Origin of the sequence: Roseateles sp., from assembly GCF_047654785.1 — a bacterium.
In the GTDB taxonomy this organism is placed as follows: Bacteria; Pseudomonadota; Gammaproteobacteria; order Burkholderiales; family Burkholderiaceae_C; genus Pelomonas.
Genome location: NZ_JASGKQ010000003.1, coordinates 1,880,090 through 1,897,222 on the forward strand (window position 1 = coordinate 1,880,090; position 17,133 = coordinate 1,897,222).

Genomic DNA, 17,133 nt, shown 5'->3' on the forward strand with positions numbered 1-17,133 from the left:
GGTGGCATGCTCGCAAACCCATGATTTTATGCAGCGCCACCGGCTCCGCCTTCGCTCTGCGGCAAGGCTGAGTCCTCCAGCCAGCGCAGGGCAAGGCCGGGCTCATCTCCTGCCGCGAAGGCACGGGCGTCCATGCCCAGCCCGGCCACGGCCAGCAGGCGCCCGCCGTCGTCCCACAGCAGCGGCCCGGCGCGGCGCCAGGGCGGCAGGCCCTGCGCCTGGCAGGCCTTCTTCAGGCTGCGCACGGCGGCCGCCGGGGCGCGCTGGAACTGCTCGGCGCCGCCGCGGGCACGCTGCGTCACGCGCGCCAGGCGCTCACGGCACAGGCGCGGCCCGGCGGTCGCCTCGGCCACCACCCAGGCGCCGCCCCAGCCCGGCTGCGGATAGCGGCCCGGGCGGCTGAGGTCGAGCACCGTGGCCGCCGGCGGCAGCGGCGCCTGCGCGGCCCAGAACAGGCCGTCCCGGTAGGCGTGCAGGCAGCCGCCGGGCGCCGGCCAGGACAGCGTGGCCCCGGGCCGCCATTCGGCCAGCAGCCGCGCCACCAGGCTGGCCGGCGCACCGGTGCGGCACGCCAGCCAGGCGCGCAGGGCGTTGCCGGCCCGGGCCGGCGACAGCGCGAACAGCGCCGGCAGGTCCAGGCGCTCGCCGTCCGCCAGCGTCGCCAGGTCGGCCGCCGCGATCTCCCGGGCCAGCGCCTCGGCCTGCTGCGCCCAGCGGGCCGCCTGCGCCAGCCCGGCCTCCGCGGCCGGGAAAGCCGGCCACAGCAGCTGCCGCAGCCGGTTGCGGGCGAAGCGGGCGTCGCCGTTGCTCGGGTCCTCGATCCAGCGCAGGCCGTGCCGTTCGGCGTAGGCGCGCAGCGCCGCGTGCGGCCGGTCCAGCCAGGGCCGCGCCCAGCAGATGCCATCGCGCCACTGCTGCCGCGGCATGCTCGCCAGGCCCGCCGTGCCGGCGCCGCGCAGCGCCTGCAGCAGAAAAGTCTCCGCCTGGTCGCGGCGGTGGTGGGCCAGCAGCAGCAGGTCGGCGCCGACCCGCACCGCCATCTCGTGCAGCGCACGGTGCCGCCCGGCGCGCGCCCAGGCCTCGACGCTGTCACCCCGCCCGGGCGCGCCGCTCAGCCACGTGCAATCGAAGCCGGCGCCGAACGAGCGCGCTGCCTGTTCGCAATGCGCGGCCCAGCCGTCGGCCTGCGGCTGCAGGCCGTGATGGACGTGCAGGGCGACGACGCGCTGCCGGCCCTGCGCCGCGCGGGTCGCGGCATGCAGCAGCGCCGTGGAGTCGAGGCCGCCGCTGAAGGCGACCGCGACGGTGTCGGGGTCAGCGATTCTTGGTGTCGCTGAAGCGGCCATAGGCCTGGACGCGCTCGTAGCGGCGGTCCAGCAGCTCGCGGGTCTTCAGGTCGCTGACCTGGCGCAGCGCGTCGCTCAGCGCGCGCTTCAGGTTGGACGCCATCTGCTTGGGGTCGCGGTGCGCGCCACCCACCGGCTCGTTGACGATCTTGTCGATCAGGCCCAGCGCCTTCAGCCGGTGCGCGGTGATGCCCAGCGCCTCGGCGGCGTCGGACGCGCGCTCGCTGCTCTTCCACAGAATGGACGCGCAGCCCTCGGGCGAGATGACGGAGTAGGCGCTGAACTGCAGCATCAGCACCTGGTCGGCCACGCCGATGGCCAGCGCGCCGCCCGAGCCGCCCTCGCCGATGATGGTGGCGATGATGGGCACTTCGAGCTGCGCCATCTCCAGGATGTTGCGGCCGATGGCCTCGCTCTGGCCGCGCTCCTCGGCGTCGATGCCGGGGTAGGCGCCCATGGTGTCGATCAGCGTGAACACCGGCAGGCCGAACTTCTCGGCCAGCTTCATCAGCCGCAGCGCCTTGCGGTAGCCCTCGGGGCGGGGCATGCCGAAGTTGCGCCTCGTGCGCTCCTTGGCGTCCGCGCCGCGCTGGTGGCCGATGACCATGCAGGCCTGGCCGTTGAAGCGCGCCAGGCCGCCGACGATGGCGGCGTCGTCCGCGAAGTGGCGGTCGCCGTGCAGCTCCTGGAACTCGGTGAAGACCTCCGCGCAGTAGTCCAGCGTCTGCGGGCGCTGCGGATGGCGGGCCACCTGGTAGACCTGCCACGGCGCGACGCTGCCGTAGACCTCCTTGGTCAGCTGCTGGCTCTTCTTGGACAGGCGGTCGATCTCTTCCGAGATGTCCACCGCCGATTCGCTCTGCACGTAGCGCAGTTCTTCGATCTTGGTCTCGAGTTCCGCAATGGGTTGCTCGAATTCCAGGAAGTGTTTTTTGCTCATCAGTAGTCCACCGGTAGGGGATCCAAGCTGCGCCAAATGTACCAAACGGCCACCGAGCGGTACGGCGCCCAGGCGTCGCCCACCTCGCGCGCCTCGGCGCGGGAGACGGGCTCGCCGGAGAAGTAGTTGAGGCTGATGCCCTTGAGCAGGCCGACATCGTCCAGCGGCATCACGTTGGGGCGCATCAGGTGGAAGATCAGGAACATCTCGGCCGTCCAGCGGCCGATGCCGCGGATGGCGACCAGCTCCTCGATGATGGCCTCGTCGTCCATCTGCGCCCACTGGCGCACGTGGACGCGGCCGGCGTCGAAATGCTCGGCCAGGTCGCGCAGGTACTCGACCTTGCGCGCCGACAGCCCGGCCGCTCGCTGCGCCTCCACGCCCAGCGCCAGCACGGCGGCGGGCTGGAACTTCGGCGTCAGCGCGACCCAGCGCTCCCACACGGCCTGCGCCGCATGCACGGAGATCTGCTGGCCGACGATGGAGCGCGCCAGCGTCGCGAAGGCGTCGCCGCGGCTCTGCAGCCGGGCCTCGCCGAACTGCGGGATGAGCTTCTTCAGCACCCGGTCGCGCTTGACCAGGTGCCTGCAGGCGTCGTCCCAGTAGTCCGGGGTGACCTCGACCGGCGGCCTGGACGCCATCAGCTCTTGACCCAGGTGGTGCCGCCCGCGCCGTCCTTCAGCGTGATGCCGCGGGCGGCCAGCTCGGCGCGGATGGCGTCGGCACCGGCGAAGTCCTTCGCGGCCTTGGCGGCGGCGCGGGCGGCGATGCGCGCCTCGATCCACGCGCCGTCGTCGCCGGAGCCGCCCTGCAGGTAGGCGCGCGGCGGCTGCTGCAGCACGCCGAGCACGCCGGCCAGCGCCTTCAGCAGGCCGGCCTTCCCGGCCGAGCGCTCGCGGTTGACCTCGTTGACCAGCTCGAACAGCACGGCGATGGCGCCGGGCGTGCCGAAGTCCTCGTCCATCGCGGCCTTGAACGCGGCGGCGTGCGGCTGGGCCCAGTCGATGGCGACCTCGGCGGGCGGCACGGCGTCCAGCGCCGTGTAGAGCCGGGTCAGCGCGGTGCGGGCGTCTTCCAGGTGCGTGTCGCTGAAGTTGAACGGCCGGCGGTAGTGGGTGCGCAGCATGAAGAAGCGCAGCGTCTCGCCGTCGAACCTCTGCAGCACGTCGCGGATGGTGAAGAAGTTGCCCAGGCTCTTGGACATCTTCTCGCCGTCGACGTTCAGGAAGCCGTTGTGCAGCCAGTAGCGCGCGAACGGGTAGCCGGCGCCCTGGCTCTGCGCGATCTCGTTCTCGTGGTGCGGGAACTGCAGGTCGGCGCCGCCGCCATGGATGTCGAAGCTCTCGCCGAGCAGCGCGCAGCTCATCGCCGAGCACTCGATGTGCCAGCCCGGGCGGCCTTCGCCGAAAGGTGCGGCCCACTTGGCGTCGGCCGGCTCGTCGGCCTTGGCGGCCTTCCAGAGCACGAAGTCCAGCGGGTCGAGCTTGCCGTCGTCCACGGCCACGCGCTCGCCGGCACGCAGGTCGTCGAGGTGCTTGCCGCTGAGCCTGCCGTAGCCGGCGAACTTGCGCACCGAATAGTTCACGTCGCCGTTGGCGGCCCGGTAGGCCAGGCCGCGCGCCTCCAGCCGCTCGATCAGCGCCAGCATCTGCGGCACGTACTGCGTCGCGCGCGGCTCGTGCGTCGGCCGCTCGACGCCGACGCGGGCGAAGTCCTCGTGCATGGCCGCCGTCATCTCGGCCGTCAGCGCGGCGATCGGCATGTTGCGTTCGAGCGCCCGCTTGATGATCTTGTCGTCGATGTCCGTGATGTTGCGGACATAGGTGACCTCGTAGCCCGACGCCTTCAGCCAGCGGTAGACGACGTCGAACGCCATCATCATGCGCAGATGCCCCATGTGGCAGAGGTCGTAGATCGTCATGCCGCACACGTACATCGCGGCCTTCCCGCTTTCACGGGGAACGAAATCTTCGAGGGCTCGGCTCAGGGAGTTGTAGACGCGCAGGGACATGGGCGGGAAGAAGCGCTTCGGGGGGCCGCAGCCACCAACAAGAAGCCCCGCACCGGGGGCGGCCAGGCGGGGCTCATAGAATGAATTCAGTATAGCGGCCACCCCTCCTGCCGCCCTCCCCGCCGCCCCCGCGACAACCCTCATGCGCCTGCCCCTCCCCTCCCTCGTGCTGCTCGCCGCGCTGGCTGCCGCGCCCGTCCGCGCCGACGACCTGGCCGGCGCCCAGCGCCTGTGGCTGGCCGGCCAGAAGGCGCAGGCCGTCGAACAGGTCGAGCAGGCCCTGGCCCGCACGCCCGGCGACCTGCAGCTGCGCTTCGCGCTGGGCGTGATGCGCATGGACCTGGGCGAGCGTGCGCAGGCGCTGGCCATCTTCACCCGGCTGACCCAGGACTTCCCCGACCTGGCCGACCCCTACAACAACCTCGCCGTGCTGCATGCCGCGGCCGGCGAACTGGACGAGGCCCGGGCCGAGCTGGAGCAGGCGCTGCGCCTGCAGCCCGAGCATGCGCAGGCGCTGGAGAACCTGGGCGACGTGCTGCTGCGCCTGGCCGTGCGCGCCTACCAGCGCGCGCAGAAGGCGGCTGCGGCGCCCAGCGACGCGCTGGCCGGCAAGATCGCCCGCACCCAGGCCCTGACCCGCGAGCTGCGCTCGCACTGACCCGCTACCGGCTACCGCGACACCCACCCCGACATGACCAAGCCCTCCCTCTCCCTGCTGCTCGCCGGCCTGCTCGCGCTGGGCGGCACCGCGGCGGCCACCGCGCAGACCGTGAAGCTGCAGACCACCGAAGGCGACATCCGCGTCGCGCTGGACGCCGAGAAGGCGCCCAAGTCCGTCGCCAACTTCCTGCAGTACGTGAAGGCCGGCCACTACAACGGCGTGCTGTTCCACCGCGTCATCGACGGCTTCATGGTGCAGACCGGCGGCTACGACGCCCGGCTGAACCAGCGCCCCACCCGGCCGCCCATCCCGCTGGAGTCGCACAACGGCCTGAGCAACGTGCGCGGCACGCTGGCGATGGCGCGCACCAACGACCCGAACTCGGCCACCTCGCAGTTCTTCATCAACGTCGCCGACAACCCGCGCCTGGACGGCGAGCCCGGCGACCCCGCCTCGGGCTACGCCGTGTTCGGCCAGGTCATCGAGGGCATGGACGTCGTCGACCGCATCCGCGCCGCCGAGGTCGCCCCGCGCGGCATGCACCAGCACCTGCCGGTCACCCCCATCTCCATCACCCGGGCCGTCATCGAGCCCGCCAAGCCATGAGCCAAGTCAAACTCACCACCAACCACGGCGACATCCTCATCGAACTGGACGCCGCAGCAGCGCCGCTGTCCGTCGCCAACTTCCTGAACTACGTCCGCAGCGGCCACTACGACGGCACGGTGTTCCACCGCGTCATCAAGGGCTTCATGATCCAGGGCGGGGGCTTCGAGCCCGGCATGAAGCAAAAGCCCACCGAGGCGCCCATCCAGAACGAGGCCAACAACGGCCTGAAGAACGCCCACTACACGCTGGCCATGGCGCGCACCAACGCGCCGCACTCGGCCACGGCGCAGTTCTTCATCAACACGACCAACAACGGCTTCCTGGACTTCAAGTCCGAAAGCCCGTCGGGCTGGGGCTATGCGGTGTTCGGCAAGGTCGTCGAGGGCCAGGACGTGGTCGACAAGATCGAGAAGGTGCGCACCGCCGGCCGCGGCGGCCATGGCGACGTGCCGGTCGAGGACGTCGTGATCGAGAAAGCCGCCGAAGTTTGATCCCGCGGCTCGCGGCCCCGGCGGACTGGGAGCACATCGACCTGCTCTCGGACCTGCACCTGGGGCCGGACACCCCCGGCACGCTGGTGCGGCTGGCGCGCCACCTGGCCGGCACGCCGGCCCAGGCCGTCCTGCTGCTGGGGGACATCTTCGAAGTCTGGGTGGGCGACGACGCCCGCCACGAGCCCTTCGAAGCCAGCGTCGTGACGACGCTGCGCGAGGCTTCGCGGCGCAAGGCCCTGTTCTTCATGCCGGGCAACCGCGACTTCCTCGTCGGCGCCGACCTGCTGGCCGATGCCGGCATGGCCGCCCTGCCCGACCCCACCGTGCTCGACGCCTTCGGCCGGCGCTGGCTGCTGGCGCACGGCGACGCGCAATGCCTGGCCGACGCCGGCTACCGGGCCTGGCGCGCGACCAGCCGCTCGCCCGCGTGGCAGGCCGACTTCCTCGCCAAGCCACTGGCCGACCGCCAGGCCTTCGGCCGCCAGGCACGCGCGCAGAGCCGCGCGTCGCAAGCGGCACAGCTGATGGGCATGGATCTCGACGCCGACGCCTGCCGCGCGCTGCTGCGCGAGGCCGGCGCCACGACGCTGATCCACGGCCACACGCACCGCCCGGCCGAGCACGACCTGGGCGACGGTCTCAAGCGCGTCGTGCTGTCCGACTGGGACCTGGACGCCACACCGCCGCGCGGCGACGTGATCCGTCTGTCGGCCACGGGCCTGCAACGCCTGCCGCTGTGATCCTCAAGGCCATCAGGAACTGGCGCGAACAGCGCGCCGTCCAGCGCCATGCCATTCCCGATGCGCTGTGGCAGCTGACGCTGCTGCGCTACCCCTTCCTGGCCCAGCGCAGCGAGGACGATCTCGCCGAGTTGCGTCGACTGTGCAGTCTGTTTCTGTCGACCAAGGAGTTCCACGGCGTCGACGGTTTCGAGGTCACGGACGAAGTGGCCGTGGCCGTCGCCGCGCAGGCCTGCCTGCCGGTGCTGCGGCTGGGCCTGGCCTGGTACGACGGCTTCGTCGGCATCGTCATGCATGCCGGCGAGGTCGTCGCGGCGCGGCGCTACGAGGACGAAGACGGCATCGTCCACGAGTACGACGAGGAGCTCGCCGGCGAAGCCATGGAGGGCGGCCCGCTGATGCTGGCCTGGCAGGCCATCGCCGCCAGCGACGACCCGGCCGAGTTCGGCGCCGATGCGGTCTTCAACGTCGTCATCCACGAGTTCGCCCACGTCATCGACATGCGCGACGGCCTGGCCGACGGCGTGCCGCCGCTGGACGCCGCCGAGCGCGAGCGCTGGATCGAAGTCATCAACGCCGAATGGGAGAAGTTCTGCGCGCGCATCGACGCGGGCGAGGACACGCTGATCGACCCCTACGGCGGCGAGGCGGTCGAGGAGTTCTTCGCCGTGGCCGTCGAGGCCTTCTTCGTCGCCCCGGCCGCGATGCGCGCCGAGGAGCCGGCGATGTATGCGCTGCTGGCCGGGTTCTTCAGGCAGGACCCGGCTGCCAGCTAAGGCGTGGGGAACTGCTGGCGGGCGTGGACGACGCTGACCACATCGATGCGGTCGGCCGCCACCCGGTACAGCACGATGTAGTTCGGATGGGCCACCACCTCCCGCAGGCCGGGGACCCGCTCGCTGATCGGGTGGAGATAGGGGTGGTCGGACAGCGGCAGCACGCTGGCCCGCAGTCGCGCCCACAGGCGCTCGGCCGCGCCGATGTCGTGTGCGCCGATGTATTCGACGATGGCGGCCAGATCGGCTTCCGCCGATGCCGACCAGAAGATCGGCAGCATCAGGGCGGATCGCCCTGCACACGCTCACGCAGCCGCAGCAGGCGCTCCGCCATGCGGCGCTCCACCTCGTCGTGCGGAACGGCCGGGCGAGGATCCGCCAGGCTGGCCGCGACCTTGGCGCGCAGCCAGGCCGCGTAGCTCGCCTCCTGCTCGGCGGTCTCGAACTCGGAAACCAGGGGTGACAGGCCGGCGTTCATGGCGGCGGCGTCAGGCGGTCGCCGGCTCGGCCTTGGGCTTGCCGTCCTTGCTGGGCTTGGGCGGCGCGGGCTGGATGTCCAGCACCGTCTCGCCCTGGCCGTCCACGTCGACGCTGAGGCGGCCGCCGTCCACCAGCTTGCCGAACAGCAACTCGTCGGCCAGCGCGCGGCGGATGGTGTCCTGGATCAGGCGCTGCATCGGCCGCGCGCCCATCAGCGGGTCGAAGCCCTTCGTCGCGAGCTGCTTGCGCAGCGCGTCGGAGAAGCTGACCTCGACCTTCTTCTCCTGCAACTGGCTTTCGAGTTGCAGCAGGAACTTGTCGACCACGCGCAGGATGATCTCCTCGTCCAGCGGGCGGAAGGACACGATGGCGTCCAGCCGGTTGCGGAACTCGGGCGTGAACAGGCGCTTGATGTCGGCCATCTCGTCGCCCTGCTGGCGCTGGGTCGTGAAGCCGATGGTGGCCTTGTTCAGCGCCTCGGCGCCCGCGTTGGTCGTCATGATGATGATGACGTTGCGGAAGTCCGCCTTGCGGCCGTTGTTGTCGGTCAGCGTGCCGTGGTCCATGACCTGCAGCAGCACGTTGAACACGTCCGGGTGCGCCTTCTCGATCTCGTCCAGCAGCAACACCGCGTGCGGCTTCTTCGTGACGGCCTCGGTCAGCAGGCCGCCCTGGTCGAAGCCGACGTAGCCCGGCGGCGCGCCGATCAGGCGGCTGACCGCATGGCGCTCCATGTACTCGCTCATGTCGAAGCGGATCAGCTCGATGCCGAGGATGTAGGCGAGCTGCTTGGCGACCTCGGTCTTGCCGACGCCGGTCGGGCCGCTGAACAGAAAGCTGCCGACCGGCTTGTCCGGCCGGCCCAGGCCCGAGCGCGCCATCTTGATCGCGGCGGCGAGCGCATCGACGGCCGGGTCCTGCCCGAACACGACGCTCTTCAGGTCGCGGTCCAGCGTCTTGAGCTTGCTGCGGTCGTCGCTGTTGACCGAGGCGGGCGGGATGCGCGCGATCTTGGCGACGATGTCCTCGACCTCGGCGCGCGTGATGGTCTTCTTCTGCTTGCTCTTGGGCAGGATGCGCTGCGCGGCGCCGGCCTCGTCGATGACGTCGATGGCCTTGTCCGGCAGGTGGCGGTCGTTGATGTACTTGGCCGACAGCTCGGCCGCGGCCTGCAGCGCGCCGAGCGCGTACTTGACCGAGTGGTGTTCCTCGAAGCGGCTCTTCAGCCCCTTCAGGATCTCGACGGTCTGCTCGACCGAGGGCTCGGCCACGTCCACCTTCTGGAAGCGGCGGCTCAGCGCCGCGTCCTTCTCGAAGATGCCGCGGTATTCGGTGAAGGTCGTCGCGCCGATGCACTTCATCGCGCCGCTGGACAGCGCGGGCTTCAGCAGGTTGCTCGCATCCAGCGTGCCGCCCGACGCGGCGCCGGCGCCGATCAGCGTGTGGATCTCGTCGATGAAGAGCACCGCGTGGGGCTGGTCCTTCAGCGCCTTCAGCACCGCCTTCAGGCGCTGCTCGAAGTCGCCGCGGTACTTGGTGCCGGCCAGCAGCGCGCCCATGTCCAGCGAGTAGACGATGGCGTCGGCCAGCACCTCGGGCACCTCGCCCTCGGTGATGCGCCAGGCCAGGCCCTCGGCGATGGCCGTCTTGCCGACGCCGGCTTCGCCGACCAGCAGCGGGTTGTTCTTGCGGCGGCGGCACAGCACCTGCACGACGCGCTCGACCTCGGCCTCGCGGCCGATCAGCGGGTCGATCTTGCCGTCCTTGGCCTGCTGGTTCAGGTTCTGCGTGAACTGCTCCAGCGGAGAGGCCTTGGCGTTGGCGCCGCCCTCGCCGTCCTCGCGCTCGCCCTCGGGGCCCTGGGCCTGGCCTTCCGGCGCCTTGGGCGGCTCGGGGTCGGTCTTCTTGATGCCGTGGGCGATGAAGTTGACGACGTCCAGCCGCGTGACGCCCTGCTGGTGCAGGTAGTAGACGGCGTGCGAGTCCTTCTCGCCGAAGATGGCCACCAGCACGTTGGCGCCGGTCACTTCCTTCTTGCCGCTGCCGGTGCTCTGCACGTGCATGATGGCGCGCTGGATGACGCGCTGGAAGCCGAGCGTGGGCTGGGTGTCCACCTCGTCGCTGCCGCCCACCATGGGCGTGTTCTCCTTGATGAACTGCGTCAGGCTCTTGCGCAGGTCGTCCAGGTTGGCGGCGCAGGCGCGCAGCACCTCGGCGGCGCTGGGGTTGTCCAGCAGCGCGAGCAGCAGGTGCTCGACGGTGATGAATTCATGCCGCTGCTGGCGCGCCTCGACGAACGCCATGTGCAGACTGACTTCCAACTCTTGCGCAATCATGCGGCCTCCATAATGCACTGCAGGGGGTGGCCGGCGCGCCGTGAGGCGGCCGAAACCAGCTCCACCTTGGTCGCGGCGACGTCCTTGGTGAACACACCGCAGACCCCACGCCCCTCGTGGTGGATTTTGAGCATGATCTGCGTCGCCGTATCGAGGTCGTGCCGGAAAAATTCCTGCAGCACCATGACGACGAACTCCATCGGCGTGAAATCGTCGTTCAGCAGCAGCACCTGGTAGAGCCGGGGCGGCTCGGTCTTCTGGGTCTGGCGCTCGACGACGACGGCACCGCTGCCCTCGTCGCGGCCCGGCGGGACCGGGGGCGCGGGCGGCGGCGGGGACTGGCTTCTCGACGAGGACACGGGGGACGAGGACATGCCGGAATTCTATCGACGGGGTCGTCCCCGCCGGCCTCCGGGGACTTGGCGGCGGCCCCGCCGATTGCAAGCCTCCCCCGGGTGAACCCGGCCGGGAAGGTCCCGGATTGACGAGGATGCCGCCGTCACCAGAATTTGCCTCCGCCTCCGTCGAGAGGTGCCCCACAAGCATGGAGACAAAGATGATGGCGCTAGGCAAGGTCAAGTGGTTCAACGATGCCAAGGGCTTCGGCTTCATCGAGCCGGAAGCCGGCGGCGATGACGTCTTCGCCCACTTCTCGGCGATCCAGATGGAGGGCTTCCGCACGCTGAAGCAAGGCAGCCAGGTGCAGTTTGACCTGGTGCAGGGCCCCAAGGGCCAGCTGGCGCAGAACATCACGCCGATGGAAGCCGCCGCCCGCGGCCTGGAGCAGCCGCAGGCGTCCTGAACCCGGCACCGTCCGCCAGCAAGCCCCGTGCGCCGCCAGGCCACGGGGCTTTGTCTTGGTGCCCCTGGAGAGCTCAGCTTCAAGAACGGCAGGCGGCCGGGCCGGACAGCGGACCGCACCACCGGCCGTAAGCTCGCCGCCGGCCCGGCTTGCTAGAGTTGCCGCCTCGTGCGCGACCCGAGCGCCGCATGGACTGCCTTTTCACCGGAACACCGTCATGACCACCGACAAGACCCAGATCGTTTACACCCTGACCGATGAGGCGCCCCGCCTGGCCACCGCTTCGCTGCTGCCGGTCGTCAAGGCCTTCGCGGCGCAGGCCGGCATCGACGTCGCCACCAGCGACATCTCCGTGGCCGGCCGCATCCTGGGCCAGTTCCCGGAACTGCTGACCGAGGAGCAGCGCGTGCCCGACAACCTCGCCGCGCTGGGCAAGCTGACGCTCAAGCCCGAGGCCAACATCATCAAGCTGCCCAACATCAGCGCGTCGGTGGCGCAGCTGAAGGCCGCCATCAAGGAGCTGCAGGACAAGGGCTACAAGATCCCGGACTTCCCCGAGAAGCCGCAGACGGACGAGGAGAAGGACATCCGCGCCCGCTACAACAAGTGCATCGGCTCGGCCGTGAACCCGGTGCTGCGCGAGGGCAACTCCGACCGCCGCGCGCCCAAGGCGGTCAAGGAGTACGCCCGCAAGAACCCGCACCGCATGGACGAGTGGAGCCAGGCGTCGCGCTCGCATGTGTCGCACATGCATGACGGCGACTTCTATCATGGCGAGAAGTCGATGACGCTGGACCGCGCGCGCGACGTGAAGATGGAGCTCATCACGAAGAGCGGCAAGACCATCGTGCTCAAGCCCAAGGTGTCGCTGCTGGACCGCGAGGTGATCGACTCGATGTTCATGAGCAAGAAGGCGCTGCTGGCCTTCTACGAAAAGGAGATCGAGGACGCGCGCAAGACCGGCGTGATGTTCTCGCTGCACGTGAAGGCGACGATGATGAAGGTGAGCCACCCCATCGTGTTCGGCCACTGCGTGAAGATCTTCTACAAGGAGGCCTTCGAGAAGCACGGCAAGCTGTTCGACGAGCTGGGCGTCAACGTCAACAACGGCATGGTGGACCTCTACACCAAGATCGCCACGCTGCCGAGCGCCAAGCAGGACGAGATCAAGCGCGACCTGCACGCCTGCCACGAGCACCGCCCCGAGCTGGCGATGGTGGACTCGGCCAAGGGCATCACCAACTTCCACTCGCCCAACGACGTGATCGTGGACGCCTCGATGCCGGCCATGATCCGCAGCGGCGGCAAGATGTACGGCGCCGACGGCCGGCTGAAGGACGTGAAGGCCGTGATGCCGGAATCGACCTTCGCCCGCATCTACCAGGAGATGATCAACTTCTGCAAGTGGCACGGCGCCTTCGACCCGCGCACGATGGGCACGGTGCCCAACGTCGGCCTGATGGCCCAGCAGGCCGAGGAATATGGCTCGCACGACAAGACCTTCGAGATCCCCGAGGACGGCGTGGCCAACATCACCGACCTGGAGACCGGCGAGGTGCTGTTGAGCCAGGACGTCGAGCAGGGCGACATCTGGCGCATGTGCCAGTGCAAGGACGCCGCCATCCGCGACTGGGTGAAGCTGGCCGTCAACCGCGCGCGCAACTCGGGCATGCCGGTGGTGTTCTGGCTGGACGCCTACCGCCCACACGAGGCGCAGCTGATCCGCAAGGTCAAGATGTACCTGCACGAGCACGACACGACCGGGCTGGACATCCAGATCATGAGCCAGGTGCGCGCGATGCGTTACACGCTGGAGCGCGTGATCCGCGGGCTGGACACGATCAGCGCCACCGGCAACATCCTGCGCGACTACCTGACCGACCTGTTCCCGATCATGGAACTGGGCACCAGCGCCAAGATGCTGTCCATCGTGCCGCTGATGGCCGGCGGCGGCATGTACGAGACGGGCGCGGGCGGCTCGGCGCCCAAGCATGTGCAGCAGCTGGTGGAGGAGAACCACCTGCGCTGGGACTCGCTGGGCGAATTCCTCGCGCTGGCCGTGAGCCTGGAAGACTTGGGGCTCAAGAACGGCAACGCCCGCGCCAAGGTGCTGGCCAGGACGCTGGACGCCGCCACCGGCCGGCTGCTGGACAACGGCAAGGGCCCCAACCCCAAGACCGGCGAGCTGGACAACCGCGGCAGCCACTTCTACCTGACGCTGTACTGGGCGCAGGAGTTGGCCGCGCAGGCCGAGGACGCCGAACTGGCCGCGCGCTTCAAGCCGGTGGCCGAGGCGCTGGCAGGCAACGAGGCCAAGATCGCCGCCGAGTTCAAGGCCGTGCAGGGCCAGCCGGCCGACATCGGCGGCTACTACCTGCCGGACGCCGCCAAGCTGGAAGCGGTGATGCGCCCGAGCGCGACCTTCAACGCGGTGCTGGCGTCGCTGGGCTGACCGCCGGCCACGGCTGGCAACGAAACGGGGCGCCATCGGCGCCCCGTTCTTCATGATCGCTGCCGGATCACGCCATCTGGTCGATCATGACCTGCCCGAACCCCGAGCACGACACCTGCGTCGCGCCGTCCATCAGGCGGGCGAAGTCGTAGGTCACCTTCTTGCTCAGGATGGCCTTTTCCATCGCGCCGATGAGGACGTCGGCGGCCTCGGTCCAGCCGATGTGGCGCAGCATCATCTCGGCGGACAGGATGGAGGAGCCGGGGTTCACGTAGTCCTTGCCGGCGTACTTGGGCGCCGTGCCGTGCGTGGCCTCGAACAGCGCGGTGGAGTCGCTCATGTTGGCGCCCGGCGCGATGCCGATGCCGCCCACCTGCGCGGCCAGCGCGTCGGAGATGTAGTCGCCGTTCAGGTTCAGCGTCGCGATGACGCTGTACTCGGCCGGGCGCAGGATGATCTGCTGCAGGAAGGCGTCGGCGATGCTGTCCTTGAGGGTGATGGTGCGGCCGGTCTTCGGGTTGCGCAGCCGGCACCACGGGCCGCCGTCGATGGGCTCGGCGCCGAATTCCTTCTGCGCGAGCGCATAGCCCCAGTCCCGGAAGGCGCCTTCCGTGAACTTCATGATGTTGCCCTTGTGGACCAGCGTGACGCTCGGCCGGTCGTGGTCGATCGCGTACTGGATGGCCTTGCGGACGAGGCGCTCGGTGCCCTCGCGCGACACGGGCTTGACGCCCAGGCCGGAGGTGTCGGGGAAGCGCAGCTTGTGGGCGCCGAGTTCGTCGCGCAGGAAGGCGATGAGCTTGCGCGCCTGCTCGCTGCCGGCCTCGTACTCGATGCCGGCGTAGATGTCCTCGGAGTTCTCGCGGAAGATGACCATGTCCACCTTGTGCGGCTCCTTCACGGGGCTGGGCACACCGTCGAAGTAGCGCACCGGGCGCAGGCAGACGTAGAGGTCCAGCGCCTGGCGCAGCGTGACGTTCAGCGAGCGGATGCCGCCGCCCACCGGCGTGGTCAGCGGACCCTTGATCGAGACGACGTACTCGCGCAGCGCGGCCACCGTCTCCTCGGGCAGCCAGACGCCGGGGCCGTAGACGCGGGTGCTTTTCTCGCCGGCATAGACCTCCATCCAGTGGATCTTCCTGGCGCCGCCGTAGGCGCGGGCCACGGCTGCGTCCACCACCTTCAGCATGACGGGCGTGATGTCCGCGCCGGTGCCGTCGCCCTCGATGTAGGGAATGACCGGCTGGTCGGGCACGTTCAGCGAGCCGTCGGCACGGACGGCGATCTTCAGGCCGCCTTCGGGCACCTGGATGTGTGAGGACATGGCTGGACTTTCGCGGGGAATGCGGGGGATACGGCGGCGCCGGGCGCGAGTTTAGGGGCGCGTCAGCACAGCGCCGCGATGCGCTGCCACACGCCATGCGCCAGCGCCCAGCCGGACGCCGCCACCAGCCCCAGGCCGGCCAGGCGCAGCGCGGGCGAGGCATCGCCCACGCGCCGCGGCAGCCGGGCGACCCAGGCGGGCGCGACGGCCAGGCCCAGCGTGCTGGTGGCCGCGAACGCCGCCATCGCCAGACCGCCGCCCAGCGGCGAGTTCGACAAGGCCGCCAGCAGCAGCGCCGCGTGCAGCAGCCCGCAGGGCATGGCGACCCAGGCCAGGCCGGTCGCGAAGCTGCGGCCCGGCGCCGGCCGCCAGCGCACATTGGCCAGCCACACCGGCACGCGGCCGCGCACCAGCAGGCTCAGGCCCAGCACCAGCAGCGCCGCCTGCAGCAGCGCCCACAGCGGCTGCAGCACGGCCGCGCCCTGCGACAGCCGCGCCAGCGCCTGCGCGGAGGCCGCCGCGACGGCGCCCGCCGCGCCATAGCCCACGAGCCGCCCGGCCAGCAGCCGCATCTGCTGCTCGCGGCCGCGCGCGGCCAGCGCGCAGGGCGTGCTGCACATCACCGCGCAATGCGGCGCGGCGGCCAGGCCCATCAGCGCGGCCGAGCCGATCAGGGCGGCGTCGAGACTCATCCGCGGAGTCTCTCAGATGATCTTGGAGAAGCGCTCGCGGCTGGCGTCGGCCTGCAGGTAACGGTCGAACACCATGGCCACGGCGCGCACGAAGTACCAGCCCAGTGGCGTGACCTGGATGGCGCCCGGCTCCAGTGCCACCAGGCCCTGCGCGGCCAGCTGCGCCAGCCGCTCGAACTCGGGCGCGAAATAGGCCGGCACGTCGACCAGGTAGGACGCGGCGATGGACTCGAACTCCAGCCGCCCCTGGCACATCAGCGCCATGATGACGGCGCGGCGCAGCAGGTCGTCGCGCGTCAGCGCCAGGCCGCGCTGCACGGGCAGTTGGCGCTGGTTGAGCGCGTCCTCGTACTCGGCCATCGTCTTGGCGTTCTGCGCATAGGTGGCGCCCACGCGGCTGATGGCGGACACGCCCAGGCCCACGAGGTCGCAGTCCGGCTGCGTGGAATAGCCCTGGAAGCCCCGGTGCAGCAGGCCCTGGCGCTTGGCGACGGCCAGCGGGTCGTCCGGCAGCGCGAAGTGGTCCATGCCGATGTAGGCATAGCCCTCGCCCAGCAGCGCGCTGATGGCGCCGGACAGCATGGCCAGCTTGTCCCCGGCCGGCGGCAGCAGCTCGGCCGCGATGCGGCGCTGCGGCTTGAAGCGCTGCGGCAGGTGCGCATAGGCGTACATGGCGATGCGGTCGGGCCGCAGCTCGGCCACCTGCGCGATGGTGCGGGCGAAGCTCGCGGAGGTCTGCAGCGGCAGGCCGTAGATCAGGTCGACGTTGGTGGACGAGAAGCCCAGCTCGCGCGCCGTCTGCATCAGCGCCCGCACCTGCTCGAACGGCTGCACGCGATGCACGGCCTTCTGCACCGCGGCGTCGAAGTCCTGCACGCCGAAGGACAGGCGGTTGAAGCCCAGCTGCCGCAGGTGCGCCAGGCGCGTGGCGTCCACGGTGCGCGGGTCCACCTCGATGGACAGTTCGGCACCCGGCAGCAGCCGGAAGCGCCGGCGCAGCGCGTCCATCAGCGCGCCCAGCTCGGCGTCGCTCAGGAAGGTCGGCGAGCCGCCGCCCAGGTGCAGCTGGGACACCGGCGCGGCGCCGCCCAGCGCACCGGCCACCAGGTCCATCTCCACGTCCAGCAGCGCCAGGTAGGGCGCCGCGCGCTCGTGGTGCTTGGTGATGATCTTGTTGCAGGCGCAGTAGTAGCAGAGCTGCTCGCAGAACGGCACGTGGACGTACACCGACAGCGGCTGCGCCGTGCCGCGCTGGGCCAGCGCCTGCAGGTGCTGCGGCGCCTGGTGCGCCTCCACGAAGCGGTCGGCCGTGGGGTAGGAGGTGTAGCGCGGCCCGGCCACGTCGTGGCGCTTCAGGTTGTATTGAAGCAGGTCGTCGTCGAGGGGGCGGTCGGTCACAGCAGCCATGGCGGCACTGTGCCGAGACGCTGGCGGCGGGGTGTTGATCCACGTCAAGCCCCGGTGCAGGCC

The 17,133-nt window shown here is 70.3% G+C and carries 18 protein-coding genes; 7 read left to right on the plus strand and 11 right to left on the minus strand.

What is annotated here, in order from left to right:
• Window positions 1-26 precede the first annotated feature (26 nt).
• The 4 genes from tilS to cysS are packed head-to-tail and all read right to left on the minus strand — an operon-like array spanning window position 27 to window position 4,297.
• Window positions 27-1,346: a tRNA lysidine(34) synthetase TilS gene (gene tilS / locus QM788_RS17725; protein WP_415662769.1), complete on the minus strand. Its 1,320-nt coding sequence runs from the start codon at window positions 1,344-1,346 to the stop codon at window positions 27-29.
• Entirely contained in the window at window positions 1,315-2,286 is a 972-nt protein-coding gene (locus tag QM788_RS17730; protein ID WP_415662770.1) for an acetyl-CoA carboxylase carboxyltransferase subunit alpha, read from the minus strand. The genes tilS and QM788_RS17730 overlap by 32 nt, the downstream gene beginning before the upstream one ends.
• The gene (locus QM788_RS17735) at window positions 2,286-2,927 is read right to left on the minus strand and encodes a DNA-3-methyladenine glycosylase family protein (RefSeq protein ID WP_415662771.1); all 642 of its coding nucleotides are present in this window, start codon (window positions 2,925-2,927) and stop codon (window positions 2,286-2,288) included. The genes QM788_RS17730 and QM788_RS17735 overlap by 1 nt, the downstream gene beginning before the upstream one ends.
• The gene (gene cysS / locus QM788_RS17740; protein ID WP_415662772.1) at window positions 2,927-4,297 is read right to left on the minus strand and encodes a cysteine--tRNA ligase; all 1,371 of its coding nucleotides are present in this window, start codon (window positions 4,295-4,297) and stop codon (window positions 2,927-2,929) included. Before cysS ends, QM788_RS17735 begins: the two co-directional genes overlap by 1 nt.
• Window positions 4,298-4,439: 142 nt before the next feature.
• Between cysS and QM788_RS17745 the strand changes: the two genes are divergently transcribed.
• Genes QM788_RS17745 through QM788_RS17765 form a run of 5 tightly spaced genes read left to right on the plus strand, consistent with a single transcriptional unit; the run spans window position 4,440 to window position 7,577 of the window.
• The gene (locus QM788_RS17745; RefSeq protein WP_415662773.1) at window positions 4,440-4,955 is read left to right on the plus strand and encodes a tetratricopeptide repeat protein; all 516 of its coding nucleotides are present in this window, start codon (window positions 4,440-4,442) and stop codon (window positions 4,953-4,955) included.
• 33 nt (window positions 4,956-4,988) lie between these two features.
• Window positions 4,989-5,564, plus strand: a complete 576-nt coding sequence (locus tag QM788_RS17750) for a peptidylprolyl isomerase (RefSeq protein WP_415662774.1) — start codon at window positions 4,989-4,991, stop codon at window positions 5,562-5,564.
• A complete protein-coding gene (locus QM788_RS17755) occupies window positions 5,561-6,058 on the plus strand; it encodes a peptidylprolyl isomerase (protein WP_415662775.1) in 498 nt (165 codons plus the stop codon). Before QM788_RS17750 ends, QM788_RS17755 begins: the two co-directional genes overlap by 4 nt.
• Window positions 6,055-6,801, plus strand: coding sequence for a UDP-2,3-diacylglucosamine diphosphatase (locus QM788_RS17760; RefSeq protein WP_415662776.1), 747 nt, complete (start codon window positions 6,055-6,057; stop codon window positions 6,799-6,801). Before QM788_RS17755 ends, QM788_RS17760 begins: the two co-directional genes overlap by 4 nt.
• Complete coding sequence (locus QM788_RS17765) at window positions 6,801-7,577, plus strand: zinc-dependent peptidase (protein ID WP_415663004.1); 777 nt, start codon at window positions 6,801-6,803, stop codon at window positions 7,575-7,577. The genes QM788_RS17760 and QM788_RS17765 overlap by 1 nt, the downstream gene beginning before the upstream one ends.
• Here QM788_RS17765 and QM788_RS17770 read toward each other — a convergent pair.
• From QM788_RS17770 to clpS, 4 genes are read right to left on the minus strand one after another with little or no spacing between them, the layout of a single operon-like run.
• Complete coding sequence (locus QM788_RS17770; protein ID WP_415662777.1) at window positions 7,574-7,858, minus strand: type II toxin-antitoxin system RelE/ParE family toxin; 285 nt, start codon at window positions 7,856-7,858, stop codon at window positions 7,574-7,576. The two genes, QM788_RS17765 and QM788_RS17770, sit on opposite strands and share 4 nt — an antisense overlap.
• Complete coding sequence (locus QM788_RS17775) at window positions 7,858-8,055, minus strand: stability determinant (RefSeq protein WP_415662778.1); 198 nt, start codon at window positions 8,053-8,055, stop codon at window positions 7,858-7,860. The genes QM788_RS17770 and QM788_RS17775 overlap by 1 nt, the downstream gene beginning before the upstream one ends.
• Before the next feature lie 10 nt (window positions 8,056-8,065).
• Complete coding sequence (clpA, locus tag QM788_RS17780) at window positions 8,066-10,393, minus strand: ATP-dependent Clp protease ATP-binding subunit ClpA (RefSeq protein ID WP_415662779.1); 2,328 nt, start codon at window positions 10,391-10,393, stop codon at window positions 8,066-8,068.
• Window positions 10,390-10,767 carry an ATP-dependent Clp protease adapter ClpS gene (clpS, locus tag QM788_RS17785; protein ID WP_415662780.1) on the minus strand — a complete coding sequence of 126 codons (378 nt, stop codon included), beginning with the start codon at window positions 10,765-10,767 and terminating at the stop codon, window positions 10,390-10,392. Before clpS ends, clpA begins: the two co-directional genes overlap by 4 nt.
• A gap of 185 nt (window positions 10,768-10,952) precedes the next feature.
• On the opposite strand from clpS, the gene QM788_RS17790 reads away from it, so the two are divergent.
• Together QM788_RS17790 and QM788_RS17795 are read left to right on the plus strand one after the other, a co-directional pair.
• Window positions 10,953-11,195, plus strand: coding sequence for a cold shock domain-containing protein (locus tag QM788_RS17790; RefSeq protein ID WP_415663005.1), 243 nt, complete (start codon window positions 10,953-10,955; stop codon window positions 11,193-11,195).
• A 217-nt stretch (window positions 11,196-11,412) separates the two neighbouring features.
• Complete coding sequence (locus QM788_RS17795) at window positions 11,413-13,647, plus strand: NADP-dependent isocitrate dehydrogenase (RefSeq protein WP_415662781.1); 2,235 nt, start codon at window positions 11,413-11,415, stop codon at window positions 13,645-13,647.
• Between the two features lie 67 nt (window positions 13,648-13,714).
• Here QM788_RS17795 and icd read toward each other — a convergent pair whose 3' ends face one another.
• The 3 genes from icd to hemN all read right to left on the minus strand — a co-directional run bounded on the left by icd (window position 13,715) and on the right by hemN (window position 17,070).
• Complete coding sequence (gene icd / locus QM788_RS17800; protein ID WP_415662782.1) at window positions 13,715-14,971, minus strand: NADP-dependent isocitrate dehydrogenase; 1,257 nt, start codon at window positions 14,969-14,971, stop codon at window positions 13,715-13,717.
• A gap of 62 nt (window positions 14,972-15,033) precedes the next feature.
• Window positions 15,034-15,663 (minus strand): sulfite exporter TauE/SafE family protein, encoded by a 630-nt coding sequence (locus QM788_RS17805; protein WP_415662783.1) that lies wholly within the window; start codon window positions 15,661-15,663, stop codon window positions 15,034-15,036.
• A gap of 12 nt (window positions 15,664-15,675) precedes the next feature.
• Entirely contained in the window at window positions 15,676-17,070 is a 1,395-nt protein-coding gene (gene hemN, locus QM788_RS17810; RefSeq protein WP_415662784.1) for an oxygen-independent coproporphyrinogen III oxidase, read from the minus strand.
• Window positions 17,071-17,133 lie beyond the last annotated feature (63 nt).

Excerpts from the sequence above, each read along its gene's own strand:
- QM788_RS17730 (WP_415662770.1), bottom strand. The coding sequence starts at position 2,286 with ATGAGCAAAAAACACTTCCTGGAATTCGAGCAACCCATTGCGGAACTC.
- clpS (WP_415662780.1), bottom strand. The coding sequence starts at position 10,767 with ATGTCCTCGTCCCCCGTGTCCTCGTCGAGAAGCCAGTCCCCGCCGCCG.
- QM788_RS17790 (WP_415663005.1), top strand. The coding sequence starts at position 10,953 with ATGGCGCTAGGCAAGGTCAAGTGGTTCAACGATGCCAAGGGCTTCGGC.
- tilS (WP_415662769.1), bottom strand. The coding sequence starts at position 1,346 with ATGGCCGCTTCAGCGACACCAAGAATCGCTGACCCCGACACCGTCGCG.
- QM788_RS17770 (WP_415662777.1), bottom strand. The coding sequence starts at position 7,858 with ATGCTGCCGATCTTCTGGTCGGCATCGGCGGAAGCCGATCTGGCCGCC.
- QM788_RS17805 (WP_415662783.1), bottom strand. The coding sequence starts at position 15,663 with ATGAGTCTCGACGCCGCCCTGATCGGCTCGGCCGCGCTGATGGGCCTG.
- QM788_RS17775 (WP_415662778.1), bottom strand. The coding sequence starts at position 8,055 with ATGAACGCCGGCCTGTCACCCCTGGTTTCCGAGTTCGAGACCGCCGAG.
- clpA (WP_415662779.1), bottom strand. The coding sequence starts at position 10,393 with ATGATTGCGCAAGAGTTGGAAGTCAGTCTGCACATGGCGTTCGTCGAG.
- QM788_RS17755 (WP_415662775.1), top strand. The coding sequence starts at position 5,561 with ATGAGCCAAGTCAAACTCACCACCAACCACGGCGACATCCTCATCGAA.
- QM788_RS17750 (WP_415662774.1), top strand. The coding sequence starts at position 4,989 with ATGACCAAGCCCTCCCTCTCCCTGCTGCTCGCCGGCCTGCTCGCGCTG.
- hemN (WP_415662784.1), bottom strand. The coding sequence starts at position 17,070 with ATGGCTGCTGTGACCGACCGCCCCCTCGACGACGACCTGCTTCAATAC.
- QM788_RS17745 (WP_415662773.1), top strand. The coding sequence starts at position 4,440 with ATGCGCCTGCCCCTCCCCTCCCTCGTGCTGCTCGCCGCGCTGGCTGCC.
- icd (WP_415662782.1), bottom strand. The coding sequence starts at position 14,971 with ATGTCCTCACACATCCAGGTGCCCGAAGGCGGCCTGAAGATCGCCGTC.
- QM788_RS17735 (WP_415662771.1), bottom strand. The coding sequence starts at position 2,927 with ATGGCGTCCAGGCCGCCGGTCGAGGTCACCCCGGACTACTGGGACGAC.
- cysS (WP_415662772.1), bottom strand. The coding sequence starts at position 4,297 with ATGTCCCTGCGCGTCTACAACTCCCTGAGCCGAGCCCTCGAAGATTTC.
- QM788_RS17795 (WP_415662781.1), top strand. The coding sequence starts at position 11,413 with ATGACCACCGACAAGACCCAGATCGTTTACACCCTGACCGATGAGGCG.